At 60.0% G+C, this 26,550-nt stretch carries 19 protein-coding genes; 7 read left to right on the top strand and 12 right to left on the bottom strand.

The window, feature by feature from the left end; all coding sequences use genetic code 11:
- Positions 1-12: 12 nt before the first annotated feature.
- Together FFV09_RS15375 and FFV09_RS15370 are read right to left on the bottom strand one after the other, a co-directional pair.
- Positions 13-2,385: a glycoside hydrolase family 3 N-terminal domain-containing protein gene (locus tag FFV09_RS15375; protein ID WP_141448647.1), complete on the bottom strand. Its 2,373-nt coding sequence runs from the start codon at positions 2,383-2,385 to the stop codon at positions 13-15.
- A gap of 1,018 nt (positions 2,386-3,403) precedes the next feature.
- Positions 3,404-4,606 (bottom strand): S-layer homology domain-containing protein, encoded by a 1,203-nt coding sequence (locus tag FFV09_RS15370; RefSeq protein ID WP_141448646.1) that lies wholly within the window; start codon positions 4,604-4,606, stop codon positions 3,404-3,406.
- Positions 4,607-5,062: 456 nt separating this feature from the next.
- On the opposite strand from FFV09_RS15370, the gene FFV09_RS15365 reads away from it, so the two are divergent.
- A complete protein-coding gene (locus tag FFV09_RS15365; RefSeq protein ID WP_141448645.1) occupies positions 5,063-6,274 on the top strand; it encodes a MalY/PatB family protein in 1,212 nt (403 codons plus the stop codon).
- 948 nt (positions 6,275-7,222) lie between these two features.
- Here the strand turns inward: FFV09_RS15365 and cypC are convergent.
- Positions 7,223-8,506, bottom strand: a complete 1,284-nt coding sequence (gene cypC, locus FFV09_RS15355; protein ID WP_141448644.1) for a CYP152 family fatty-acid peroxygenase CypC — start codon at positions 8,504-8,506, stop codon at positions 7,223-7,225.
- Positions 8,507-8,727: 221 nt separating this feature from the next.
- Between cypC and FFV09_RS15350 the strand changes: the two genes are divergently transcribed.
- Together FFV09_RS15350 and FFV09_RS15345 are read left to right on the top strand one after the other, a co-directional pair.
- On the top strand, positions 8,728-10,215 hold the full coding sequence (locus FFV09_RS15350; RefSeq protein WP_141448643.1) for a methyl-accepting chemotaxis protein: 1,488 nt from the start codon (positions 8,728-8,730) through the stop codon (positions 10,213-10,215).
- A gap of 81 nt (positions 10,216-10,296) precedes the next feature.
- Positions 10,297-11,193 carry a hypothetical protein gene (locus FFV09_RS15345; RefSeq protein ID WP_141448642.1) on the top strand — a complete coding sequence of 299 codons (897 nt, stop codon included), beginning with the start codon at positions 10,297-10,299 and terminating at the stop codon, positions 11,191-11,193.
- A gap of 151 nt (positions 11,194-11,344) precedes the next feature.
- Here the strand turns inward: FFV09_RS15345 and FFV09_RS15340 are convergent, their stop codons facing one another.
- Positions 11,345-12,007: an HAD family hydrolase gene (locus tag FFV09_RS15340; RefSeq protein WP_141448641.1), complete on the bottom strand. Its 663-nt coding sequence runs from the start codon at positions 12,005-12,007 to the stop codon at positions 11,345-11,347.
- 205 nt (positions 12,008-12,212) lie between these two features.
- Between FFV09_RS15340 and FFV09_RS15335 the strand changes: the two genes are divergently transcribed.
- Positions 12,213-13,247, top strand: a complete 1,035-nt coding sequence (locus FFV09_RS15335) for an FUSC family protein (protein ID WP_246098353.1) — start codon at positions 12,213-12,215, stop codon at positions 13,245-13,247.
- 145 nt (positions 13,248-13,392) lie between these two features.
- On the opposite strand, the gene FFV09_RS15330 is transcribed toward FFV09_RS15335, so the two are convergent.
- On the bottom strand, positions 13,393-15,096 hold the full coding sequence (locus FFV09_RS15330; protein WP_246098576.1) for an alpha/beta hydrolase: 1,704 nt from the start codon (positions 15,094-15,096) through the stop codon (positions 13,393-13,395).
- A gap of 270 nt (positions 15,097-15,366) precedes the next feature.
- Between FFV09_RS15330 and FFV09_RS15325 the strand changes: the two genes are divergently transcribed.
- The 3 genes from FFV09_RS15325 (at position 15,367) to FFV09_RS15315 (ending at position 18,384) form a co-directional block, all read left to right on the top strand.
- Complete coding sequence (locus FFV09_RS15325) at positions 15,367-16,725, top strand: MFS transporter (RefSeq protein WP_141448638.1); 1,359 nt, start codon at positions 15,367-15,369, stop codon at positions 16,723-16,725.
- Between the two features lie 276 nt (positions 16,726-17,001).
- Positions 17,002-17,832 carry an aldo/keto reductase gene (locus FFV09_RS15320; protein WP_141448637.1) on the top strand — a complete coding sequence of 277 codons (831 nt, stop codon included), beginning with the start codon at positions 17,002-17,004 and terminating at the stop codon, positions 17,830-17,832.
- A 123-nt stretch (positions 17,833-17,955) separates the two neighbouring features.
- Complete coding sequence (locus FFV09_RS15315) at positions 17,956-18,384, top strand: bifunctional (p)ppGpp synthetase/guanosine-3',5'-bis(diphosphate) 3'-pyrophosphohydrolase (protein WP_141448636.1); 429 nt, start codon at positions 17,956-17,958, stop codon at positions 18,382-18,384.
- A gap of 558 nt (positions 18,385-18,942) precedes the next feature.
- On the opposite strand, the gene FFV09_RS15310 is transcribed toward FFV09_RS15315, so the two are convergent.
- From FFV09_RS15310 to FFV09_RS15280, 7 genes are all read right to left on the bottom strand, one after another.
- A complete protein-coding gene (locus tag FFV09_RS15310) occupies positions 18,943-19,686 on the bottom strand; it encodes a DUF998 domain-containing protein (protein ID WP_141448635.1) in 744 nt (247 codons plus the stop codon).
- Between the two features lie 104 nt (positions 19,687-19,790).
- Complete coding sequence (locus tag FFV09_RS15305) at positions 19,791-20,837, bottom strand: ABC transporter ATP-binding protein (protein ID WP_141448634.1); 1,047 nt, start codon at positions 20,835-20,837, stop codon at positions 19,791-19,793.
- Positions 20,838-20,888: 51 nt separating this feature from the next.
- A complete protein-coding gene (locus FFV09_RS15300) occupies positions 20,889-21,725 on the bottom strand; it encodes an ABC transporter permease (protein ID WP_141448633.1) in 837 nt (278 codons plus the stop codon).
- The gene (locus FFV09_RS15295) at positions 21,722-22,537 is read right to left on the bottom strand and encodes an ABC transporter permease (RefSeq protein ID WP_141448632.1); all 816 of its coding nucleotides are present in this window, start codon (positions 22,535-22,537) and stop codon (positions 21,722-21,724) included. Before FFV09_RS15295 ends, FFV09_RS15300 begins: the two co-directional genes overlap by 4 nt.
- Positions 22,538-23,057: 520 nt before the next feature.
- Entirely contained in the window at positions 23,058-23,261 is a 204-nt protein-coding gene (locus FFV09_RS15290; RefSeq protein WP_141448631.1) for a DUF6440 family protein, read from the bottom strand.
- Between the two features lie 167 nt (positions 23,262-23,428).
- Positions 23,429-24,130 carry a copper homeostasis protein CutC gene (locus tag FFV09_RS15285; RefSeq protein WP_141448630.1) on the bottom strand — a complete coding sequence of 234 codons (702 nt, stop codon included), beginning with the start codon at positions 24,128-24,130 and terminating at the stop codon, positions 23,429-23,431.
- Between the two features lie 763 nt (positions 24,131-24,893).
- The gene (locus tag FFV09_RS15280; RefSeq protein ID WP_141448629.1) at positions 24,894-26,300 is read right to left on the bottom strand and encodes an NAD-dependent malic enzyme; all 1,407 of its coding nucleotides are present in this window, start codon (positions 26,298-26,300) and stop codon (positions 24,894-24,896) included.
- Positions 26,301-26,550: the final 250 nt, after the last annotated feature.

The raw sequence follows: 26,550 nt of genomic DNA, 5'->3' as shown, positions 1-26,550 counted from the left end.
TCTTGCCCTTTTTTATACGATCGTCGCCGAATTCCCGAACACCCGTCGTCCGATCTGCCGTTTTCCGCCGTCGAATTCAAGCTTGAACGTCTCTTCCGCCTTGATGTCCTGCGAAGAGAAGCCGAGCATGACGTCGAGCTTCACGTTCTCCAGCACAAGCTTCAGGTCGCGGTCGTGGTAGCCGATCGAATCGAACGCGATCGCGAATTCCAGCGATACGCGGCCGCCGGCCGGGATGCTCACGCGTTTGTACGCTTTCAGTTCGCGCTCCGGCTGCAGGACGCTGGCGTATTTCTTGCGCACGTACACCTGCACGACCTGATCGCCTTCGCGCTCTCCGCTGTTCACCACGTCCGCCGTCACCTTGATGCCGTCGGCCGCCTGCTCGAACCGGACGTTCTCCGCTTCGAAACTCGTGTAGCTCAAGCCGTAGCCGAACGGATACAGCGGCGCCAGGTCCATCTCCAAATATTTGCCGCGCCAGAACTGCTTGTGTCCGGTCGCGAGCTGCGAATAATGCACCGGCAGTTGGCCGAGCGCTTTGGGCAGCGTGACAGACAGCTTGCCGCCCGGATTGTATGTGCCGACGAGCGTCTCGGCGATCGCTTCCGCACCGCGCATGCCCGGCTTCCAGGCTTCGAGGATCGCGTGCATCGACTGGCTCTCTTCGAGCAGTTCGAGCGGACGCGCGTTGCACAGCACCAGCACGACCGGACGGCCGGTTGCCTGGAGCGCACGCAGCAATTTTTTCTGCTCATGCGACAGGCAGATCTCTACGCGGTCCGTCGATTCGCCGCTGTCGTTCTCGCGTCCCATACCGCTCGTGTCGCCGCAGACGGCGATGATGACGTCCGCGTCCTTCGCCGCTTCCACCGCTTCTTCGATCTGGTCGAAATCGGCTTCGCCGTTGTAATCGGTCGTGTCCTTGATACCCGTCTTATAGACCACTTCGGCGTCCGGCAGCGCGCTTTGCAGAGCTTCGTACACGGTCGGCATGTCCTGATGGTACAGATCTTCGTAACGGGTCCCTTTTTTCTTGAAAAAGAGCGTCCGGGCCAGCACTTCTTCTTCGGTCAGCCCTTCGGAATGGTAGTACATGTCTTCGATATGCGCCGGATACGAATAATCGCTGTAGCCGAACTCTTTGACGTGGGCGAGCGGTCCGATCACGGCGACTTTGCGCACGGACGGCTTGAGCGGCAGCAGGCCGTCTTCGTTCTTGAGCAGCGTCATCGTGCGCAGCGCCATTTCTTTGGACAGCTCGACCATGTCGGGCGTGCAGACGGATGCGTCCACGGCGTCTTCGTCCACGTAAGGACGGTCGAACAGGCCGAGCCGGAACTTGAGATCCAGCACTTTGCGCACCGCGTCGTCGACGAGTTCCGCTTCTACCTGCCCGCTCTCCACCAAGCCCGGCAAATATTTCTCGAACATGAAGTCCAGCTCGCATTCGATGCCCGCTTCCAGCGCAAGCTTCACTGCCTGTTCCTGCGTCTCGCAGTATTCCTGGAACGATTGGATCAGTTGGATACCGTTGCCGTCCGAGACGGTCAACCCTTCGAAGCCCAGTCGGCCCTGGAGCATGTCGCGCAAAATAGGGGCGGACGCGTGCACCGGAATCTGGTCGATCTCGTGATACGCGGCCATGACCGACAGCGCGCCCGCATCGCGGATCGCCGCTTCGAACGGCACCGCGTATTCGTCCAGCAGCTCGCGGTCCGTCACATGCACCGGTCCGCAGTTGCGGCCGCCGTCGCTGATGCCCTGCGCCACGAAATGCTTGAGCGTCGCGATAATGCCCTGCGTCAGGTCTTCGGACTGCAGGCCGCGCACGTAGGCGGTGCCGTATTGGCTGACCAGGTATGCGTCTTCGCCGAACGATTCTTCGTAGCGGCCGTAGCGGTGGTCGCGAATGACGTCGACGACCGGGCCAAGCGCCCAGCGTTCGCCGGTCGCGAGCATCTCGCGGCGCATCGCGTCGCCCATGCGGCGGATCGGTTCTTCGTCGAACATGGCGCCGGCGCCGATGTTCTGCGGGAACAGCGTATGGTTGCGGCTGAGCACGCCCGAGGTCGCTTCGGTCATGAACAGCACCGGAATGCCGAGCCGCGTCTCTTCCACGAAATGCTTCTGGATCGTGTTCATCGCGCGCGCCATCTCCGCCGGGAGCAGATCGGTCGCCCCGCCGATCCGGCTGATGTATCCGCAGCCGTGCGGCACATTCTTGTTCGTCAGCTCTGCGGAAAACACGAAATTTTGCACGTCCGAGATCATGCTCCCGGTCCGCGCGGAAGTGAGCTGCGCGACTTTCTCGTGCAGCGTCATCTGATCCAGCAGATGGTCCAATCGTTCGCCGATCGGTCTGGATGCGTCTTTGTACGTCATGTTCTGTACGTCCCCCTTTGGTTGGCGCGCTCTAAGCCGCTCGCTATGTAAACGCTTTAATTGCTGTTTTTATTATATAAAACCTTTTCGGAAAAAGCTACGCCGCGTCCATGAAAAGAAAAACGATTTTTATGCGCGAAGAGAGTTGCCGCATGTAGCTGTAGCGACGCTTAACAACGTTTAGCAGCGCTTAACGCTCGAACACGCCATGCTAACGAATCCTGGTCACGCTATTTGCCGTTTTATTCGCTTTTCGACATTTTAACGAATCGTCAGAACGCTATGGGGTGCGAATAGACCCGGAATCGACCTTATCGGGACGAATAAGGATATGAGGATTCGTTAGATTCGCAAAAAAGCGAAATAACGGCAAATAGCGATAAGAGGATTCGTTAGACGTTAGACGTTAGGCGTTAGACGTTAGGTGTTAGGTGCAGGCTGCGCGACGTTGCGAAGTGCAGGTGCAGTAGTGCGTCGGGTATGCCATGCGAAAGGAGCGATAAATCCGGCTTTTTGCGCATAGGGAATACGTAGGGAACACGCAGGGTTCGCGCAGGGTTCGTACAGAAAATACGCACGGATCACGTAGGGTTTGCGCAGGGATCACGCACGGTTCGCGCACGGAACACTAAAAGCCCGTCTCCTCCAGGAGACGGGCTCAACGTGTCGAGAAAGTCTGATTCTGAACAAAGTGAGGAAGCGGAGGGAGAAATTCAGTGTAGGAGCGCCAGCGTTCGCCTTTGAAACCAGGAAAATCCCATTAAAATTTGATCCTTTTTCCTGATTTCAACACGCGACCGGAACGAATTTCTCCCGCAGTCGACAAGCTTCTCATACGTATAGGACTTTCTCGACAGCCTGAGCCCGTCTCCTCCAGGAGACGGGCTTTTTGAAATACTTTTCCGCCGCGGGGTCGGGCTTCGATCCTGGCGCGATCGAAGCCCTTTACGCGGCCCTCGCTTTTGCATGAGTGAAGCATGCGCGAGGAAGGCCGCTCCGCAGAATCACCTGCTTCGCCTTAGAGCGGAGGCATCGTCGGCGGCCGCGTGTCGTCGTTTTCTTCGACTTCGACCGGCGCGGTGAACGCATCGGCTTCAAGCAGAGGCGCGACCATGGCGGCCATCTCGCTGCGCGTGACCTTTTTGTTCGGGTTCAGCGTGCCCGTCTCGGTCGGCACGATCAGGCCGGCCGCATAGGCGGCGCCCACGTCGTCGAGCGCCCAGACCGGAATATTGCCGACGCCGCCCAGACCTTCGGGCAGCGGCTGCGATTCCAGATGCGCGGCGCGGGCGACCATGGCCGCCGCTTCGGCGCGCGTGACCGGCTGTTTCGGTCCGAAAACGTCGCCGTCCAGATAGCCTTCGTAGAGGCCGGCCGCCGTCAGGCCGCCGACGTAACGGATCGCCCAATCGGGGATCGGGTCCGTGAAATAAACGTCGAAAATGCTGCCGTTCGCGTTCATCGCCCGGCCCAGAATAACGCTAAAGTCGGCCCGGCCGATTTCCGCTTGCGGGCGGAACTTGCGGTCTTTGGCCGGCTTGACGATCTCGGCTTCGTACAGGGCCAGAATCGCTTCGCGGTTCGGGTCCTTGAGAATATCGTAGAACGGGTCCGGCACCGCAGGCACGGCCGGGGTCGTCGGTTTGACGGTCGACGGCGTTCCGGCTGGCGGAGTCGTTGGCTTGACCGTCGACGGCGTTCCGGCCGGCGGAGTCGTCGGTTTGACGGTCGACGGCGTTCCGGTTGGCGGAGTCGTCGGCTTGACCGTCGACGGCGTTCCGGCCGGCGGAGTCGTCGGCGTTGTCGGCGACGGCGTGCCCGAAGGCGGCGTGGACGGCGTTGTCGGCGACGGCGTTCCGGTCGACGGCGTCGTCGGCCGGGTCACCGGCCGGGTCGACGGTACGAGCGCCGGCTGGGCCGGCGTCACGGCCGGATCGACGGCGGCAGGCTCGACGTCAGACGCCGCGGTCGGCGTCGAAGCGGACGGAGCCGCGGCAGCGGACGTTTCGCCCGAAGCCGGCACGGCGGCTTCGCCGGTCGGCGCCGCTTGAGGCGAAACGGTCTCGCCGGGCGAAGGGGCGGCGGAAGCCCCGGATGAGTTCGAAGGGGCGGCCGTTTGCGCTTTCGCGGCCGGCAGGTTCAGCGACGGCGAGAGAATCAGCGCCGCAGCGGCGAGAATCAGGATACGTTTGCGTACTTTGCTGGTGGTCGGCTTGTGCATGATCGATATCTCCTCCTTTTTCCTCTACCTACCATACAAAAAAACGCCCCGCGATGCAAAACGCTTCCAAGCACGCTCTCTCCCACTGCCACGCTGCAGCAGCTCGCGCCTTCAAAAAAATCGGGGCTGAGCAGCGCGATTACCCGGCTTGATCTCCCAGCTCGGCCGATCCAAAACCGCCCCGCCGGCGATATGCAAAGGGGCTGCTGCGATAAGTCGCTCCAATAATAAACAGCGGGCTTTTGCATTGAACGCCGCTTCGATATGGATGCCTGTCCGCTTGAGCGCGCCGAGAGAGCTGCCGCACGGCAGCGTCGTCGGCGGCGCTCTCTTTTCCCATACCTCAACATACGAGCAAACCTCTCTGCATCGCAGCATTCGGACACATTGCTTTAAGCGATATCGTCACGCATAATGGTTGAATGATCATTTACCGACACAAGGAGGATTTTTCAGATGACTTTAAAAAGCCGCTTTGACTTCCACACGCAGATCGACCGTCTGCAGAGCGCTTCCGAGAAGTGGGATTCCCGCGAAAAAATATTCGGAGCGCCCGACGCGCTGCCGCTCTGGGTCGCCGACATGGACTTCGCCGCGCCGCAGGAAGTGCTCGATGCCATGCACAAACGGGTGGATCACGGCGTATTCGGCTATACGTTCCGCACGCCGGGCTATTTCGATTCGGTCGTCAACTGGATGCGCGAGCGGCACGATTGGAACATCGACCCGGAATGGATCACGTTCACGCCGGGCGTCGTGCCCGCGCTTGCTTTTGCCGTTGAGACGTTTACGCAGCCGGGCGACAAAATCGCGATCCAGACGCCGGTCTATCCGCCGTTCTACAACGTCGTGCGCGAGAACGGCCGCGAACTGGTGACCAACCCGCTGATTGCCAAAGAAAACGGCGATTACGAGATGGACTTCGACGATCTGGAGCGCAAGCTGGCGGACGGCGTCAAGATGCTGATCCTGTGCAGTCCGCACAACCCGGTCGGACGAATCTGGTCGCGCCCCGACCTCACCCGGCTGGCGGAGATCTGCCTGAAGCACGGCGTGCTCGTCATCGCCGACGAGATCCACGCCGACCTCATCTTCGAACCGAAGTCGCATATCCCGTTCGCTTCGGTCTCGGAAGCCGCGCGCGATAACTGCATCGTCTGTACCGCGCCGAGCAAAACGTTCAACCTGGCGGGATTGTGCGTGTCGAACATCGTGATCCCGAACGAAAATCTGCGCCTCGCTTTTGAACGCACCGTCGCCAAAATGCACGGCCTCGGCTCGATCAGCACGCTGGGCGCGACAGCGACCGAAGCGGCCTACACGCACGGCGGCGAATGGCTCGACGAACTGCTGGTCTACGTCCGCGCCAACATGGAATACGTGCAGGCGCAGATTGGGGAGCATCTGCCGGAACTGTCGGTCAAGCTGCCGGAAGCGACCTATCTGCTGTGGATCGACTTCCGCGGCCTCGGACTGAACGCCGAGGAGCTGAACCGGTTCCTGCTGCACGAAGCGGGCCTCGCCCTTAACGACGGCACGATGTTCGGCGTCGAAGCCGCGGGCTTTATGCGCATGAACGTCGCCTGCTCGCGCGTGATCGTGGAACAGGCGATGGAGCAGTTGAAAACGGCGATAGCCGAACTGCGCTCGTCCCGCGCGCAGGGCTGATCCGCGGATGTTGACGTAAGGTTCGGATGGGAGTTCGGACCCAGGTTCGGGCACGGATTCAGGCGCAGGTGTGGACCCGGGCTTGCGTGCGAGTACCGTTTCGGGTGCGGACAGTTGTGAGTAGGGTTTGAATGTGGAAAAAAGCTTCCGAGTTGGTTTCGGGAGCTTTTTTTGCGTTTTGCGTTTTGCGTTTTGTGTTTTGTGGAAGATGGAAGTTGGGTTTGAGGAAAATGTTGCTTTTTGATCAACATTTCGACCCTCGATCGCTCTTTTTACATGAAATGTTGCCTTTTGATCAACATTTTGAGCAAAATCGGCCGTTGTAGAGGCGAATAGGCGGAAAATGTTGCTTTTTAGGCAACATTTCGGCCTTTAAGCGCTTTTTTCGGTCAAAATGCTGCCTTTTAATCAACATTTCCCCCGTAGCCTCCATTTCAAACTCGCCCATCCTCCACGGCATTTGCATCCAACTCTTCGACCTTCGACCTTCGACCTTCGACCTCTCATCTTCAACCTTCAACCTTCAACCTTCAACCTTCAACCTTCAACCTTCAACCTTCAACCTTCAACCTTCAACCTTCAACCTTCAACCTTCAACCTTCAACCTTCAACCTTCAACCTTCAACCTTCAACCTTCAACCTTCAACCTTCGACCTTCGACCTTCGACCTTCGACCTTCGACCTTCGACCTCTCATCTTTAATCTTCAATCTTCAATCTTCAATCTTCAATCTTCAATCTTCAATCTCCCAAGCCTCCAACTACCCAATCAAACTTCAAAAAGCGCCCTCCCCCGCTATCCCGGAAAAGGCGCCTCCATCTGGCTTTTCTTCATTACTCTAAACTCTAAATTTGCTTCTACCTTTTACCTTCAACCTTCTACCTTTACTTTTACCCTCTAATTCCACTTCCACACTCTATCCGCAATCTCCGGAATCCCCGACAATCCTCACACCCCGGAGACCGTACCGGCTCCCTGCTTGCGCCGCACGCTGCGCATGACGAACCGGCTCTCCGGCAGCGCCGGCATGCGGGACAGGCTCAGGCCGAGATCCTGCGCCGGCACTTCGTACTCCAGCCGGTTCGCCAGATACTCCAGACTTACCGCCATGGCGTCGATCGTCAGCCATTCGCCGGCGCAGCGGTGGCCGCCGCGGTGGTCGCCTCCGCCCTGCGGGATCAGGTCGAACGGGCTGCCGCCCCAATGCTCGAACCGCTCCGGCTTGAATGCGTCGGGTTCGTCCCACAGCTTGGGATCGTGCGTCGTGCCGTAGATGTCGAGCAGCACCATAGTGCCTTCCTCGAACTCGTGGCCCTGCCACGTGAAATCGTGGATGACCGACGCGCCGAGAAACGGCGTAAACGGATAATACCGGCGCGTCTCCTGCACGAACCACTGCCGGTATTTGCTTTCGTCCGCGGCCAGCTTCGCCCGGTAGGCCGGGTGCTCGTGCAGCGCGATCGCGCCGAACACGACGTAGCGCCCGATCGCCACGATCGGCCGCACGATGTTGATCAGTTCGATCGCCGCCATCCGGGCGTCCAGTTCGCGGTCCTGCAGATCGCGGTGGAACGCCATCGCATACGCGGCCGTATCTTCCGGCACTTTGAACTCGCCGGCGCGCAGGTCGAGGATATAACCTTCCAGCCAGTCTTCGATCCGTCTGCGCGCCCGGCGCCCCGCCGCATGCCGCGGACCGACCGCGCCGAACGCTTCGACCATATCGCCCATGTCGTCGGCACGCTGCCGGGCGGTCTCTTCTTCGACCGGCACGCCGGCCCAGCGGCACGCCGCGCGGTAGAGCAGCTCCTGCGACTCGCCGAACAGCTCCAGCTCTTCAAGGCGTTCCCATCTGCCGGCCGCCGCTTCCCATTCTTCCGCCAGCAGCTGCATGAACACGTCGAGCCGCTCGCGCGACATGAGCGACATGAACAGCATCTTGCGGTGGCGATGCGCGTCGCCGTCCAGCGTCTGGATCGCGTCTACGCCGAACAGCGATTTCTGGATGCGTTTCGGGATCGCGCCGGACCGTTTGAACTTCGTCGTATCGTAGAACAGCTCGGCCGCTTCCTTGCCCCCGATGCAGATCGCTTTTTGCCCGAGCAGCCGGGTCTGGAAAATATCCGTATCCATTTCCCGGCGCCGTTTGAAAATAAAATCGTACCCGTCTTTGAGCAGGGCCAGACTGTTGTCCAGCGTGTGCTCCTGCGGCGTTTGTTCGTTTTGCGTCATGGCGGTCTCTGCCTCCTTCGGCGTGAAGCTCGATTTTCAAGTCTTTTCCTGTATGTCATTACCTCGTTCGCCGCAAAAGAAAACGCGAAAAAAGTCTCGCGTTTTGCACAGAAGCAGTGAACCAAACCGCCGCCGCGGACGATAACATAGTTAGCTGACAGTTCGGCGCCTTCGTATTTTCACGTATTCAATCTCAACCAGAAAGAAGGGAAACCCGCTATATGCCGACCAAGTTCGAAAGACATTCTTCCACCCTCATCTTCTATACGCTGGAATCGCTGTTGATTTCGCTGTATCCGATTTTTGCGATTTTGTGGCTGACCGGACTCGTATCCCTCGCAAGCACGCTGACCGTGCTCGGCATCAATGTCCTGCTGATCGGCGGCTACTACGCCCTCTATCGGGGAACCGCCGGCAGGGAATGGGGCAAATACGCGCTCGTTCTGGGCTGTTTCGTAGTCGGCAACATCCTGTTCCTGTTCATTCCGAGCGGCGTGATCTGGGTCGCGATGTTCATCTACGTGACGCTGTCGCTCGTGTATCTGTCGAAGCCCGTCGTCGTGCTGGCGGCAATTGCCGGCGTACTCTCCCTGACGATCCAACTGCTGCTCAATCCTTACGTGCCGGCCTATTCCGCGTTCGATTATGCCGTGATATACATCGTCATGATCATGGTCGGCGCCTGCAGCTACGCGGTGTGCGTCATCGGGCGCAATATGCTGGACGAATCGGTTCGGCAAAAAAACGTCATCGAAGAACTGCTCGGCAAAGTGGAAAGTTCTTCGATCGAGCTTAAAACGTTCGGCGAAGCGGTCGCTTCCGGCGCGGGCGAGACGAGCCGGCTCGCGGAAGAAGCCGCCGGCAGCTTCTCGGAGATTTCCAAAGGCATCGAGATCCAGGCCGAGAACATTCAGGAAATCAACGAAGCGATGATCCAGTCGGGCGACAATATCGAGCGTATCCGACGCGAAACGGGCGAGATGAACGCATTGTCGCTTAGCACGACACGTCTGACCGAAGCGGGCAGCCTCAAAGCGGCCGAGCTGCGCGGCGACATGTCGCATATGCGCGGCAGCATGAGCGAGACGGCGGCGCAGGTCGGCCTGCTGAACCGGTATGCCGAAGAAGCGCAGGCGATCCTGACCGCCATTACCGAAATCGCCAACCAGACGAACCTGCTGTCGCTGAACGCAAGCATCGAAGCGGCCCGGGCGGGCGAACAGGGCCGCGGCTTCGCGGTCGTCGCCGGCGAGATCCGCAGTCTGTCCGGCAACGTGCAGACGTCCGCTGCGGACATCGCGGGGCTGCTGGAGCAGATCCGCAGCCAGACGGGCGTCGTGGCCGACTCGGTGCGCCTGAACGAATCGACGATCGAAGGGCTGGAGAGCCGGACATTCGAGACCGGCGAACTGTTCGGGCGCATTACGCAGGATGCCGCGAACGTGCTGGCCAAATCGGCCGAGATCAGCGAGAATATCGACAGCCTGCGGCAGTTCAACGGCGGCATCGCCGGCCAGGTGTCCGACTTCTCGGCGATCAGCCAGCAGACGTCCGCTTCGGTCGAACTGGCCGCGAGCGGCGTCTACCGCCAGCGCGATTCCGTGCGGCAGATAGCCGACAGCGTCACGCAGCTCGACGGCATGATCGAAGCGCTGCGCGGATTGACCCTGCTGCAGGGCGACGAACCGGACAGCGAGAAAATCTCCTAAAAAGTTCTTTTTTATAAAAATATTTTCTCCCTGCACAACTTTTATCCGGGTTGCCTCGTCCGAACAGGAAGAGGTGATGACATGCGCAGTATTTACGAACTTGTCCGCTCCAAAAAGAATCGAACCGAAGCTTCCAAATCCGAAGCATTCGAATCCAACACAGGCAAAGCCGGCGCAGACAGCTCCGCAGCCGGCCAACCGCAAAGAGTCAAGCCGCGAGTCTTCGCCTGGCTGCTTCCGCTTGCGCTGCTGGCCGGCTGCTCGATCGAAGCGAAGCCCGAGCCTCCGCAGCCCACTTCGGCAAACCCCGCTTCCGGACAGGACGCGGTGCCCCGGGAGCTGACCATTTCCAAAAATACCGTCAACAGCAGCCGGGATGAATGCAAAGGGACCCTCGACTACCTGGGCGCCTTGATGTTGAACGATAGCTACTACTTCCAGAACCGAACGACCGAACAAATTCCGCCCGGGCTAATCGGCGAGAAAATAACGGAAGTCGGTTACACCTTATCCGACGATGCCTGCCAGGATTACGTGATGCGAAACGGCGACGCTACTCTTGTTCCGACGGGAACTCCGATTTATAAGATGCACGGGTACCGTTCTTCGTTCCGCGTCATAGCCGGCGGGCAAATCTTTGAAGTCAACGACAACCCACAGGCCAGGACGATCGGCGACCTGTACGATATCGAAGGCAAAGTGCTGCGAATCAGCCGGGAGAGCGGGAATGACGGCAGCCATATGTGGGATTTCAGCGCAGCGGATACCGAAGCGTTCATCGCCGACATGCTGTCCCTGAACTACGTGGGCTTCGACGAGATCTACAAGAACAACCCGCCCGAGAATAATATCTTCCTGCGTATCCATCTGCGGGACGGCACTTCCATGAGGATCACGTACGGCCTCAACGCCAATACGCTGACGAGCGGGGCTTACGGGACCGAACGGATGCGCGAAATCGTGTTAAAACGTCCGTGATCCGCTGCCGGTGTCTCCCAGTTCCTGTGCCGGTGCCGTCGGAAGCTTCGGTTCGGACTCCGGACCGTACAGAACTTCCCTTACTGATAAAAAACAAAAAAAGCGGCAAGGACGCTTTCGCGTTCCTGCCGCTTTTTTGCCGTCCAATCTGCTACGACTTCTTGCCCACCTGCGCCAGATCGTCCAGCCGGATATGCCCGATCTCGTCGACGATCAGGTCCGCCTGCGTCAAGTCCTGGTTGCCGGAGTTCGGATTGACGTATCCGATACAGGCCATGCCGGCCGCTTTGGCGGCGGCGATGCCGTGCCGGGCGTCTTCGAGCACGACGCAGCGCGCCGGATCGGCGCCGAGCAGCTCGGCCGCGCGCAGGTACACGTCCGGCGACGGCTTGCCGCGCGGCACTTCTTCGCTGCTGACGACGAAATCGAATTCGCCCTGCAGCCCGAACTTGTCCAGCACCGCTTCGATGAAGACGCGGGGCGACGACGACGCGATCGCGCGCGGAATGCCGCCTCGCCGAAGTTCCGCGAGCAGCTCCCGAATACCGGGAATCGGCTCCATTTGCGCGGCGTGCAGCACGCCGAGCTTGATGCCGAGCTGATATTCGATAATCTCTTCCACCGTCTGGCTCATGCCGTATTCACCGCGCAGGATGCTCCAGAACTCCGGATTGGTCATGCCGACGTATCCTTCGAGCTGCTCCTGCGTAATCGAATGGCCGTAATATTCCAGCACCTGCCGGTCCACGTCGAAGTGCAGCGGCTCGCTGTCGATAATGACGCCGTCCATGTCGAAAATAAAAGCTTCGATCATCGTTTTTCTCCTCCTCGTATCGCGTATTCCTTTTCACCTTAACCGGAGCCGCTTTTTTTCGCAAATTCTTCATCGTTTCGACGATTGCCCCGGACCGCATAAGTACGTATAATATTTCACATAGGGTCATTCCTTTGAAAATACGTTATTCAAATTTGAAATCCGATCCGAAAGGACTTGAACACTCATGAGATTCTCTATCGGAATGCGGAATATCAAAACGGCCGTCGCCGTACTGCTCAGTATTCTGATCTCTTTCGCGCTCGATCTGGAATATCCGTTCTACGCGGCTATCGCTACCGTCATCGCCATGGAAAGTTCGATCGCAAGTTCCTACACCGCCGGCAAAAACCGCACGATGGGCACGCTCGTCGGCGCCGCTTTCGGCGGTTTGTTCGCTTTTATCGAGCCGCATAACGCTTATCTGTCCGCATTCGGCATCGTCTGCGTCATCGCGGTCTGCAATCTGCTGAAATGGAACAAATCCGTCTCGATCGCCTGCATCGTGTTTCTCGCGATCATGCTCAATCTGCGCGTCGGGGAACCGCCGTTTCTGTACGCGCTGCATCGGGTGCTCGATACGCTGCTCGGGATCGGCGTCGCCGTTCTCGTCAATTATTTCCTGATTCCGCCCAAGCACGACCGCAATCTGGAACGGTCGAGGCTGGCGGTGCGCCGGCATCTGACCTCGCTCGCCCACCAGCTGCTGCGGCAGGGCGGAGGCGTGCATATCAGTCCGCTCAAAAAAGATCTGGCGGCCCTGCAAAAAGCATGCGACACGTACAAGGAAGAATTCGATCCGGTCCGCAGCAAAAGCCAGGATCTCGTCTCGCGCATCGAGCAGGAACTCGACGTCTACCGCAACACGTATTCGCATATGCGCATGATCCGCCTGCTGACCGACCACGATCCCGAAGGCATCGCGAGCATCGGCAGCAGCCTGCTGCAGGACTCGAATCAACAAGCCGACGGCGCTTTGCCTGCCGATTCCCAGGCGGTCATCTACCGCTATCACGTCGCCTGCATCCTCGGCGAACTTCAGACGCTGGGCCTCCTCGTGCCGACGCATATCGCGTACCCGTTCGAAGCCGTCCCGGCCGGCGCAAGCTCCGGCGCAGCCCCGGGCCCCGCGCGGCGCGGCGGCGCTCCGGCCGCTCCCGCGCAGCCGGGCGGCGCTCCGGCTCGGCTGCCCGGACCCGCCTCCGGGCCCAAGCCGCATTCCGTGCCGGGCCGCTTCTGAACCAAAAAGCGTTCCGGGTACCCGGAACGCTTTTTGTGTGTCGCAAGGCCGAAACCGGCCCCGGCGCGGCGGATCGCGCCTGCGGATCGGGCCGGCTCTGTCCGCCAAGACCAGGCGCGCATTCCCCGGTGCCCGGTCGCCCCGCTTACCGGTACTGCCGCATGAACCGTTCCATCAGGTACGTGAACGGTTCGTTGTAGTAGCTCGGGAAGTACATATCGCTGCCGTGGGTGCCGAACGGCATCTCGACGAGCGCGACGGCGTCGTTCCCCGCTTCGCGGTAAGCCTGGACGAAATCGCGGGCGACCTGCACGCCCACGACGCCGTCGTTGACGCCCTGGTAGATCAGGGCGGGCGGACTGTCGGCGGTGACGAGCAGCGACGGATCGGACAAGCCGTCCGCTCCGCCGATGCCGAGGTCTTTCGCCAATCCGTTGGCCGGATAGAACGGAATGATCCCTTTGACCGTCATGCCGGGATCGAACAGCCCTTTGAATTCCGGGTTGGCCGGCGCAAGTCCCGCCGCGGCCGCGAGCTGTCCGCCCGCCGAACCGCCGGAGAAGAAGACGGACTGCGTATTCGCGCCGTACTCGTCCGCGTGTTCGACCATGTACGTCGTGAACAGCCCGATATGCCGCACCATGTCGCCGATATCGAAATCGCCGACGACCTGCTCCGGCACGACGGCCGATTTCACGAATTTCTCCTTGTTGCTCAGGCCGTACTGCACGTCGAACACGACGTAGCCCTGAGCGGCGAAATATTTGTTCATCTGGGCGTAGTTGCCCGCGCCCTTGTCCCCGATCGTCCAGCCGCCGCCGTGCACGCGGATGAGCACGGAGTTCTGCCCCGGCAGGTTCTGCGCGCCGGCCGGCGGCATGTACACGTCGAACGCCAGCTTCTTGCCGGCGTCTTTGCCTTCGGTTCCTTCATAGTAGACGATATCGGTCTTCACCCGGTAATCGCCCGTCTTGGCGCCGTAGAAGTAATCCGGCAGCAGAAAAGCGCTGCGCATCAACGCGGGATCTGCCACGCTCATCGGATCTTCGCCGAACGCTTTCGTATACGCGTCCTGCGCTTCGTTCACGATCTTCGGCGCGGAAGCGAGCGGCAGCGCGCAGCCGATCAGGATCAGCAGGCCGACCAGCCGCACGGCACCGCGGAACGTCGAGCGCCAGAATCCTTTTTTGAGGCCGTACATCTTGACCAGCAGCGCGGCCGCCCCGAGAAAGATCAGGCCGAAGAATAGCGCGTATTCCGGCACGATGACTTCCAGCAGGCCCGGATCGATGCCCGCCACCAGGACGGCGCATAGGTACAAGCCCACCGCCAGATTAAGCAGAAGCCAGACCGTCAGCAGCCCTTTGCCGATACGGCCGAGAACGCTGCCGCCTTTTTGGCCGTATGCCGAGTAGCCGCCGCTTCCGCGCGCGTCTTCCTTGTCCTCCGTGCCGGACTGCATACGCAGCCAGGCGATGACCGCGCCGAACGCAAGCAGCGCAAGCAGGATGATCGCCGTCGCCAGATTGCGCGAATCGTGATCCGACAGCGAAGACGACGCCATCGTATTGAGGATCGGCACCGCCGTCAGGCCCAGCCCGTGCAGCACCAGATACCCGTATTCCCAGCGGCGATTGACTCCCCGGCCCATCGCCAGATGCAGATTGCCGAGCAGCGTCAGCAGCAGCAGCACCCCGTACAGATTCCACCAGCCCGCCGGCTGGTCGGTCAGGACGTACCAAATGCCGAGCAGCAGCGACACGAGATTCGCCGCCAGCAGCATCAGCGTACCGAATGTGCGGACCCTGCCGCCGCGCCCTCCTCTTCCTCTAGAATCGTATCCTCCCATTGCGTACAAATCGTTCTCTCCTTTCGACTCTTCCGGTTCTTTTCGACTTCCTTCTATGTATCCTACTCTCCCCGGGCCTCTTTTGTCGAACGTACGCGGCCTGCTTTCTTGCGCCGACGTCGTTTCGAAGCCGCGGCGTTCCCTATTTCGTAAACCCGGCGTCAAAATTATTTTCCCATCGTAAATATTGCCTGTTCCTCTCTGCGATCGGCATCCGATAATGGTATGATCCGCTTAGACTTTCGACCATTTACGGAAAAGGGGATTGCCATGTCTCAGCTCGCCGCTTCCAAGCCGCCCCGCCGCAAACGCGGGAACGCCGGGTTGTTCCTGTCGCTTCCGGTTCTGTCCTGGGCGCTGTACGATTTCGCGAACACCATCTTCTCTTCGAACATCGTCACGATCTTTTTCCCGCTGTATTTGCAGCAGGTGCTCGGCGGGGACGCGCGCATGGACCAGATCGCCAGCACGTTTATCAGCTATGCCAACGCGGCCGCCGGGCTGCTGCTCGTCATCTTCACCCCGCTGCTTGGCGTCTGGATGGACCGGACCGGCCGCAAAAAAGCGCTGCTCGTCCCGTTCGCGCTCGCCGCGATCGCCTGCACGTTCCTGATGGGCTTCGCCGCATACACCGACAGCCCGTCGTCGCTGCTCGGCCTGCCGCTGTCGATCGTGGCGGTGCTGCTCTTTTTTACCGCGGCCAAGTTTTTCTACAATTCCAGCCAGCTGTTCTACGACAATATGCTGCCCGATCTCGCGACCGGTTCGCAGGTGCCGCTTATCTCCGGCTTCGGCGTAGCGGTCGGCTATGTCGGCACGCTGATGGGCCTCGTCGTCTACCTGATCGTGGGCAGCGGCGATTACCCGCTCGCGTTCGTCCTGACCGCCGCGCTGTTCCTGCTGTTCTCGCTGCCGATCATGACGCTGTACAAGGAAAAAGCGCCCGCTCCCGCGTTGAACGCGGCGAATGCGGCAAATGCGGCGAACAAGTCTTTTTTCAGCGGATACCGGGACATCTACGAGACGTTCAAGGAAGCGAGGCAGCACCGGGCCGTGTTCACGTTTATGATCGCCTATTTCTTTTTCAATGACGCCGTCGCCACCGCAATCGCCATGATGAGCATCTACGCTACGGCCGTCATGGGCTTCAGCGCCGGGCAGTTCATCCTGCTCTACCTCGTGGCGACCGTCTGGGCGATCATCGGCTCGTTCGCTTTCGGCCATATTACGCGCCGGCTGGGCGGCAAAACGGCGTCGGGCCTCGTAGCGCTCGTGCTGATCGCCGCGCTGATCCTGGCCGCCGCCGCGTTCTCCGACGCCGTCTTCTGGGCCGCGGCCTGCCTGTACGGCGTCGCGATGGGCTCGCTCTGGGTGACGTCGCGCACGATGATCGTCGAACTGTCTCCCCCGGACAAAAGAGGGCAGTTTTTCGGACTGTTCGCTTTTTCCGGCAAGCTGTCTTCCGTGCTCGGTCCGCTTGTGTACGGTTCCGTGACGTGGGCGCTGTCCGGGTACGGGACGCTTGCGAGCCGGGCGGCGCTGCTGTCGCTCGTCGTCATGGCCGTGATCGGACTGTTCGTGCTGCTGCGCGTACCGTACCGCAAACCGGCGGAAGAAGTCGGCCCCTGACTATCGGCTGCGCCGATTCCGCCCTGCCGAGACCTGCTCCGACCGGCGGACGGTTTCGGCTTTTTTGCGTCTCTTTTGCCGAAATTCGGGTTAGAGGCGTACGCAAAGGGTATTTTATAGATGGAGCCGCACGCGGGAACATCACGCATCGTGCGAGGCACAAAACGTTTCTTGATTTTACGCAACCTTTTCACACAACCATTTTACGCAACCGGATGGCTTATGCCGCTGCATGCGGCGCAGGTCCGATCCGTCGACGACGAGGAGGAGTTTGGAATGACGACGAGTTTAACCGCGAAAGTAAAGCTGAACAACGGCGTGGAAATGCCCTGGTTCGGTCTGGGCGTATGGCAGGTTGAAGACGGCGACGAAGCCAAAAATTCCGTCAAAGCGGCGATTAAAGCCGGTTATATCGGGATCGATACGGCAGCGGCATACAAGAACGAGAAAAGCGTAGGCGAAGCGATCCGGGAATCCGGCGCCAACCGCGACGATCTGTTCATCACGTCCAAAGTGTGGAACGGCGATCAGGGCTACGACGAGACGCTGGCCGCTTTCGACGCCACGATGGAGAAGCTCGGGCTCGACGTGCTCGACTTGTACCTGATCCACTGGCCGGTCAAAGGCAAATACAAAGACACCTGGCGCGCGATGGAAAAGCTGTACAAAGACGGACGCATCCGTTCGATCGGCGTCAGCAACTTCCAGCCGCATCATCTCGACGATCTGCTCGCGGACGCGGAAGTCGTGCCTGCGGTTAATCAGGTGGAATTCCACCCGCTGCTGACCCAGAACGAACTGCTGAACTACTGCGCGCAAAAAGGCATTCAGGTCGAAGCCTGGTCCCCGCTCGCGCGCGGCCTGCTGTTCGATAACGAAGTCGTTAAGGGCCTCGGCGACAAATACGGCAAATCCCCGGCGCAGATTCTGCTCCGCTGGGTGCTCGACAAAGGCGTGGTCGTGCTGACCCGCTCCGTCAAGGAAAGCCGCATCGTCGAAAATGCCGACCTGTTCGATTTCACGCTGACGCCGGAAGACGTAACCGCGCTCGAAGCGCTAAACAAAAACGAACGCACTGGCCCGGACCCGGACAACTTCAACTTCTGATCCGGTCCGAACCGATCGGAAGCCGGGCATACACAGAAAGTTGAACCGCCGTCTTCCTTCGGGAAGGCGGTTTTTTTGAAGCGGCGCCGGGCGCCCAAATCAACGATTTCCGGGGAGGTTCACATGTCCACATTGACCAAAGCCATTTCGATCGCCGCCCGCTGCCACGAAGGCCAGAGGGACAAAGGCGGCAGCCCTTACGTCTTCCATCCGCTGCGGCTGATGCTCAAAGCGCTCACCGAACAAGAACAGATCGTCGCCGTGCTGCACGACACGATCGAAGACAGCGACCTGACGCTTGACGATCTGCGCGGCGAAGGCTTCGCCGAAGAGATCGTCGAAGCCGTCGATCGCCTGTCGCGCCGGGAAGACGAGACCTATCACGAGTTCATTCTGCGCATCAAGGAGAACCGGCTGGCCTCGCGGGTGAAGATTCTCGACCTGCAGGACAATATGGACCTAACCCGCATCAAAAAGCCGTCCGAGAAAGACCGCAAGCGCCTGGAAAAATACAGCCGGGCGCTGGATACGCTGCTGTCGCACGACGGGTAAGGCGGGTAAGGGTCGGTAAGGCTGAAGGCTGACAAGGCCGGTAAGGCTGAAAAGGCCAACGCGGATACGGCTGGTAAGGCGGATCAGGCGGATCAGGCGGACTGCAAGCGCAGCAGAGGAGCGGACGAGGCAAAAGCAGATAAGGCGGACAAGGCCAAGGCAGATGAGGTCGATAAGGCTGAAGGCGGATACGGCCAAGGCCGATAAGGCTGAAAAGGCCAACGCGGATACGGCTGGTAAGGCCGATAAGGCGGATCAGGCGGACTGCAAGCGCAGCAGAGGAGCGGACGAGCGGACGAGCGGATGAAATTAAGGTCGCGTGCCCAACAAGAATCATCCCATACACAGGCGAATAGGGTTGGATGCTCCGGAATGAAGAACGAATCGACATGATGAAGGATACAAAAAAAGCCCCGTGAACTTGGCGATTACGCCAAAATTTACGGGGTTTTGGTTTTGGTTTTGGTTTTGGTTTTGGTTTTGGTTTTGGTTTTGGTGGGTAGAGGCTGTTTTGAAATCATTTAGACTGTGCCGTTCAAGCTGAACGGTCTCCCTGTTTTACTTCTGCCCACCCGTCGCTCGCCGAGACTCCGTCACGCAGGCGGCCAACAAGCAAAATCCGAAGCTCAAATCCCAGGCCGTCATCGTATAGACGGAGAGACGTTCGAACACGGCGGGGTGGCCGAATACCCGGGTGACCATCAGCGCCAACGCGGCCAGCCCCAAGCTGCCGAGCGCAATACCGAGCACGCTCAGCCGGGGAGCGAACCGCAGCAGGCGGCCCTCTGCGGCTCGGCCCCGTCCGTCGGTCTCGGCCGCACTTCGGCGCCGAAGCGACAAGCCGGCCAAGATCAGCGCCAGATTGCCGACGACGATCGCCAGGCCGGCTCCGACGACGTGCGGGCTCACGCCGTCATACGATTCGCCCGGAAAATAACCGACCATAAAGTTGCCAATGCCGTGGACGACGGCCGCCGCGCAGGCGAATCTGCCCCATTTGCCCCGGAGCAGCCGCAGCGCGAGCACATACCCGAGCACGAACAACAGGCCGTGCGCCTGAAACCCGAAGTTCATAACGGCCGCAAGCGGCGACAGAATCTCGCGGCCGTCGACGGTCAGCGACCGGGCAACGCCTAGATCGCTGATGTAATTGTAGGCGTAGTCGTACGGCGGATTGTGCCAGGCGGCAGCCGATACCGCTTCCGTCCCCACATAGATCAGGGCGGCCAGCATGAACGCGACGCCGCCCGCCGCAATCCGGCCCAAATGCCGATGATCCGTTTGTTTCCCCTGCTGCATCATAGGTTTGACTCCTCCGCTTCGGTCGAATAGGTACGAAGAAAGCTCGGCAGCGGCAGAAGCCGAGCCAAACGCCGCTGCCCCTGCCCGCTTGCTTCCCCGGCTTATTACCCGTATATGCGCCGAATGACCTCTTCGAATTCCGGCTCCCTCATCTCTACATCGTCGATCTCTCCCCAGCTTCCCAGCTCGCGCAGCACATCCATGGTCCGCGTCTCCTGCCGGTTCACCTCGACCGTCAGCGTGCGCTCGCCGCGCGCTACGATGCGCAGCGGCAGCAGCGTCCCGCCGACGGTCCCGAGAGCCGCGGATTGCGCCGCTCCCTGCCGCTCTCCGGGAACGGTGCAGCCGTCCCGATACGTCACTTTGATCTCTGTCGGCAGTCCGATCTCCCGCCGCAGGCCTTCCACCGTTCCGTCATAGGTCAGGCGTCCTCCCCCGATCACCATCACCCGGCGGCACAGCTGCTCGATATCGTCCATATCGTGCGTGGTGAGCAGGATCGTTTTGCCGAATTCTTCATTCAGCGTTTTCAAAAATCCCCGGATATTCCGCTTCGCGTTCACATCCAGCCCGATCGTCGGTTCGTCCAGAAACAGCAGCTCCGGATCATGCAGCATTGCCGCCGCGATATCTGCCCGCATTCGCTGTCCGAGCGACAGCTTGCGCACCGGCGTATCCCAGAACTCGTTCAAATCCAGCAGCTTCGCAAACTGATCCAGCCGCCTGTCCTTATCCGCGTCGCTCACTCCGTACATCCGGGCGAGAATATCGTACGAATCCTTGACCGGCAGATCCCACCACAACTGGCTTCGCTGACCGAATACGACGCCGATTCCCGATGCGCAGCGCGCCCGTTCGGCATGGGGATCGATACCCGCCAGTTTGACTTGTCCCGCAGACGGATGCAGAATACCGGCCAGCATCTTGATGGTCGTCGACTTGCCGGCCCCGTTGGGGCCGATATAACCGACGAATTCTCCTTTTTCCACCGTAAAGCCGATATCTTTCACCGCTTCTTTGATCCGGTACTCCCTGGCAAAAAGCGAGCGTACGCCGGCAAAGCGCCCCTGCGCCACGACCGGCGTTTTGAAACTTTTGCATAGTCCGAACGCTTCGATCGCCGCATCCGAATGACTGGATGAATTTTGCATACTCCGTCCCGCTCCTTTTACGAATCGTTTCGATGACCACACCGCTTTTTTTCAGCTTCCCGTACTCTGATACCTACTGATCCCGAACATCCAGAATCTCAGGGCAATCAGCAGCACCAGACAAGCGGCAGCGGCCAGCAGCAGAAATACCCAGATTCCGAGCTCGCCCCGCAGAATGTACAGCGCCGGCAGATAATTGACGAGCCCGACCGGAATCGCCGTCAGCAGCAGGCCGCCCATCCAGTCCGGATACAGCGTGAGCGGATAACGGGCCGCCGTCTGCGCCGCGTCTTCGGTCATATTTTGCAGCATCGAGATCCGCGTCGTCCAGAACCCGAATGTCGCCGTGGCCAGGCCGATCGCGAACAGCACCACCGCTCCGGTCAACACGGCAAAAACCGTCTGCGGAATCGCCCACCACGTCACCTGGCCGCTGCCCAGCATCGTGCCCAGCGCCCAGATCATAATCGCTCCGCCCTGGATCACTTCCCCGAACATCACCCGGAAACTGCGGGGCATCAGCGTCAGCAGCACGGGCAGGGGCTTGGTCAGCAGCTGATCCAACTCGCCTTCGACCAGATAGCGCTCCAGATGATGCACCTCGTCCCCGAAAGTGCGATAAATCGTTTTGGAAAAAGTCATCACGGCAAACAAATACCCGACTTCGTGTACGCTCCAGCCCTGGACCGAACCGAACTTCGCCAGCACGATCGCCACCATGAGGAATTCGGACAGCTGGATCAGCGCCGCCAGGATCGTTTCCAGCGCAAAATTGAACCGGTACTGCATCCGGCTACGGATACTGGTACGGATCAGCAGCCGATACAGCTTTATGTAACTTCGGACCGCGCGTAGTCGACTTGTCCGATCGTTCGCAATCTTCGTCATCCTCCCTGCACCTCCACCTTATGCCGCAGCAGACGCGTAGCGAGCAGACACAGCAAAGTCAGCACCGCGCACCAGGCCAGCGTGCCGAGCAACAGGACCGGTTCCCCTTTGCCCAGGTACAGCTGTGTCGGAGCATAGAGCATAAACGGATACGGAGACGCCCACGCGATATGCTGCAGCCAGAGCGGCAGCCATTGCAGCGGAATAAAAAAACCGGCCAGCAGATTCATCATCGCCTGATTGCCCCAGTAGAGCCAGGAGGATTCCGTCGTCCACAGCGAGCTGATCCCGATCAGATAATTCAGACAAAGCGACACATACGCCGCTCCCGCAAGCGCAAGCAGCGCGACCGGCAGCGTCCTCCCGTTCTCCGCCGGAGTCAGGCCAAGCGCCAGCAGCATGATGAGGTAGACAGGGATCGATTTGTACAGAAACTGATACGCGATCTGCCCCGCTTCCTTGGCGGCGAGATGCGTGAACAGATGGACCGGACGCATCAGGTCGAGCGCGATCTGCCCCGTGCGCACCGACTGCGGAATGCCGAGGCCGTTCGTCGTGAAGCTCGAGACCCACAGCGAAGCCTGGGTAAACGTGATGTAGTGCATCATGCCAAGCATGCCGTATTCGCCGAGCGAATGGTCGCGGCCGAGCCCGATCCAGATGCAGGCGTACAGATAGCCGAAGATCGCGCTCGCGAAATTATGCAGCAGATGCGAGCCCCGGTACTGGATATTGCGGGCGTAGGCTTTGGCGGCCAGCACCCGGTAAAGCCGGATATTGCCTGTAAACGAACTTGCCCTGAAAGAAATCATCTTACACCTCCGATAAGCTTTGGGTTGACGGTGAACGTCCACTTCAGACAAGGTGAAAAAAAGAGAAGGTCACTAATATAGCAGAGATTGGGAAAGGGATGCAAGCGTTTTTTTGGGGAAAAGAGGAAACAATCGGCGCGGCGGAGAGCTTGGAACAGAAGATTTGGCGCGGATAGCGGGCATTGGGTACGAATTACATGCACACGGACAATTATTTATCCCGCGCTCAGACGAGACTTCCAAATAAATGCGTGAGGGCAGCTATTTTGCCGAAAATCCTGCTTTTTACATTGAAATCGGGCAAATAAGTGTCCAGGCGCACTTATTCCTCCGAAAAGAGCTCAAAACAGGCTGTTAACTGCTCTTCTGCATCTAATTCCACAGAACCCGCAGGAACGTACGGTTTGCGGTTTTCGCCCTAAAAAAAGCCGCATCGCCCCCTGTTCGGCGCTGTGCGGCTCTCCCGAGTTCGGCTTGGTTCTTCGCAAATCGTTCCCGGGATTGGACGATTAGGCTTCACTCAGATTTCGTCGACGACGACATTCCCGTTTGCATCCAGCAGTGGAGTCAGGCCTCCGCTTGAGTTGGGCACGCTCCAGGTGTAGACGTAATTGACACCGGTCTCGCGGTCGACGAGAATGGTGATTTTGGTCACTCCGAGATCGGGCAGATAATCCGTCGACTTTTCGTAGAAGCGGTTTTCTTTGGGCGGGCGGATCAGCATGATGAATTCCTCCTTGGGTCTTTTGCGGGCTTTGGCTATCTTCCGGGTGCTTGCGATTCCCTTTGCGTACAAGAGCCTTCCCGCGCTGGGCACGGGAGCCTCCTGTCCTGTCAATCCCTGCTTATTCTCCGCCGATACTCCCGTTGGCATACGCGGCGGACACGCGGCTACACCTGCCCCGCCGAAGCTTCCAGGATCCGGCGGATTGTCCGCACCCGCTCGGGATCGATCGGCGCCGACGGATCGCCGCCGAAGCGGGCCGCGGACCCGATATGGATCCGGTCCGCGCCCGTCGCGTCCAGGAACGGACGCAGATTGTCCGCCGTCAGGCCCGCGCCGGCGAGAATGCGCGGCGGCCGCCCCGCGGAGCGGCGCAGCAGCTCCGCCAGCACCGCGGCCCCCTCGGGCGCGCCCGGCGCTCCGCCCGAGGTCAGCACGTCCGTCACCTGCGGGTAGACGGACAGCGTGTCCAGCGCGCGGCGGAGATCGACGGCCTCGTCGAACGCGCGGTGAAACGTGAACGCGAGGCCCGGCCCCGCGTTCAGCAGTCCCGCCAGCGCGGACTCGTCGACCGTCCCCTGCGGCGTCAATACGCCGGTCACGACGTCAAGTCCGCCTGCGGCGAGGATGCGGCGAATATCCCGCCGCATCTGCTCCCGTTCGTCTTCCGAGTAGACGAACCCGCCTCCCCGCGGCCGGACCATGACGCGGATCGGCACTTTCACGGCGCGGCGCATCTCCGCTGCGCGCGAAAGGTCCGGCGTCACGCCGCCGACCCCCGGATCGGCGATCCATTCGATCCGGTCCGCGCCGCCCGCTTCGGCGGCCGCGGCTTCCTCCGGCGTACAGGCAATAATTTCAAGCAGCATCTTCGCGTCCTCCTTCCGAATGGATGAATCCATGATAACGCAGGCTTCGCCGGCAAGTCACGCGCGGCCCCGTTCCGGTCTCGCCGGATCACGCCGCCTTGATCCCGGCCTCAGCCGCGGACGTCTTCGAGCGAACCGCTTAGATCACTCAGCTTGTTTGGCCTGCCTTATCGGGTAGGCACCATAGCGGCTGACGCTTGCGACCCAGGCATGGTTCGGCGCTGTTCGATGGTTTAGCTGGATTGGCATCGCTCCCGACGCTTACTCCGCGCTAAAGGATCGACATGAAGCTTAGCGCCCGGAATCGACAGTTTCCGCTTTTAACGGATCGAGGCGACGCTTAGACGCGAAAAAAGCGATTATTCGAGCTTCCCAGCCCCGTTTGGGCCGCCTAACGGACATACGATCCGTTAAGCCCCAGATCACGCCCAAAAAAGTTCTCTACCGCACATGCAACCCGTTAAAAAACCAACCCAAAACAAAAAAGAGAGGCGGCTCGCCTCTCCTTTTGGCTGCCTTACGGCTGCTCCGATCTTCGCTTGTCCACACAGTCTACGCTCACTCCACGCGGACTGCTTGCGGCCACCCGGCCCTCCACTCACTCCGAGCGGCCCACTTGCACTCGCCCTGCCCTCCGCTCACTCCGAGCGGCCCCACTTGCACTCGCCCTGCCCTCCGCTCACTCCGAGCGGCCCAACTTACACCCGCCCGATCATCCGCTTACTCCACGCGCAGCCTGCTCACAGCAGCCGGCCTTCTCCGCCTAGCGGAACTCCGGCGGCGTGCGGCGTGCCACGCCGGTGCGCAGCGCGGCTTTGACGACGGCGTCGCGGATACGGTCGACGACTTTGTCGTTGAACACGCTCGGGATGATATACTGCTCGTTCAGCTCGTCGTCTTCGACGACCGATGCGATCGCCTGCGCGGCGGCGACTTTCATCTCTTCGTTGATGACGCTCGCGCGGCAGTCCAGCGCGCCGCGGAACATGCCGGGGAAGCAGAGCACGTTGTTGATCTGGTTCGGGAAGTCGCTGCGGCCCGTCGCCATGACGCGTACATGTTCTTCCGCAAGTTCCGGATCGATCTCCGGATCGGGATTCGCCATGGCGAATACGATCGGATCGGGCGCCATCGACTTGATATGGTCCAGCGTCAGCAGGTTGGGACGCGATACGCCGATAAATACGTCCGCGCCGGCGATGACGTGTTCCAGCTGCCCGGTCTCTCCGTTCGGATTGCAGTTGTCCGCGATCCAGTCCCACGTCTCGTTGTCGTATTTTTCCGCTTTGTGCAGCGCGCCGCAGCGGTCGACGGCGATCAGATTGCGCGCGCCCGCCGACAGCAGCATTTTGACGCACGCCGAACCGGCGGCTCCGATGCCGAGCACGACGATCTTGGCGTCTTCGAGCTTTTTGCCGACGATGCTCAGCGCATTCAGCAGGCCGGCCAATACGACGACCGCCGTTCCGTGCTGATCGTCATGAAAGACCGGAATGTCCAATTCTTCGGTCAGGCGGCGCTCGATTTCGAAGCAGCGCGGCGAACCGATGTCTTCAAGATTGATGCCTCCAAAAGCCGGAGCGATCAGCTTGACGGTCCGGATGATCTCTTCGGTGTCTTTGGTATCGAGGCAGATCGGGAAAGCATCCACGCCGGCGAACTGCTTGAACAGCATCGCTTTGCCTTCCATGACGGGCATGGCCGCCCGGGGTCCGATATCGCCCAGGCCGAGCACCGCCGTGCCGTCCGATACGACCGCGATCGTGTTGCGCTTGATCGTCAGCGTGAACGCTTTTTGCGGATCTTCGTGGATCGCCATGCAGACTTTTGCGACGCCGGGGGTGTAGACGTGAGACAGGTCTTCGCGGTTTTTGACCGGCGATTTGGCCATGATCTCGATCTTGCCGCCTAGATGCGCGAGGAATGTCCGGTCCGATACGTTGACGACTTTGACGCCCGGCAGCGCTTCGACCGCCTGAAGCACGGCGTCGCGCATTTTTTCCGGCAGGTTGACCGTGAGATCCCGGATCGTATGCTCGGGACTGGCATGGATGACGTCGATCGCGACCACGTCTCCGCCTCCGTCGCCGATCGCGCCCGCCACTTCGCCGAACGTCACCTGTTTTTTGTCCATTTGCAGCCGTATGATCATGCTCGTTCCAAGGGCCATCGTCTACCTCCTGAGAATACGTTTTGGCGGCAGGCGCACAAGCTCGCCTGCTGACTGATAACGCTTACAATTCAAATTCGGACTTATTATAGCATAGTTCGCAAACAAAAGATTCCCCCGCGCTCCTCATGGTATAATAGGGAAGACAGAGATCCGGCACGGATCAACCCGCAAGCCGGTTAGACAGAGACCAGAAACCGTAATTAATCGCGCAGCGCCGCGGAATGTGCGCGGCCGACGCAAACGGAGG

It is taken from the genome of Saccharibacillus brassicae (assembly GCF_006542275.1).
GTDB lineage: Bacteria > Bacillota > Bacilli > Paenibacillales > Paenibacillaceae > Saccharibacillus > Saccharibacillus brassicae.
This window is presented reverse-complemented; position numbering and strand designations above follow the sequence as displayed.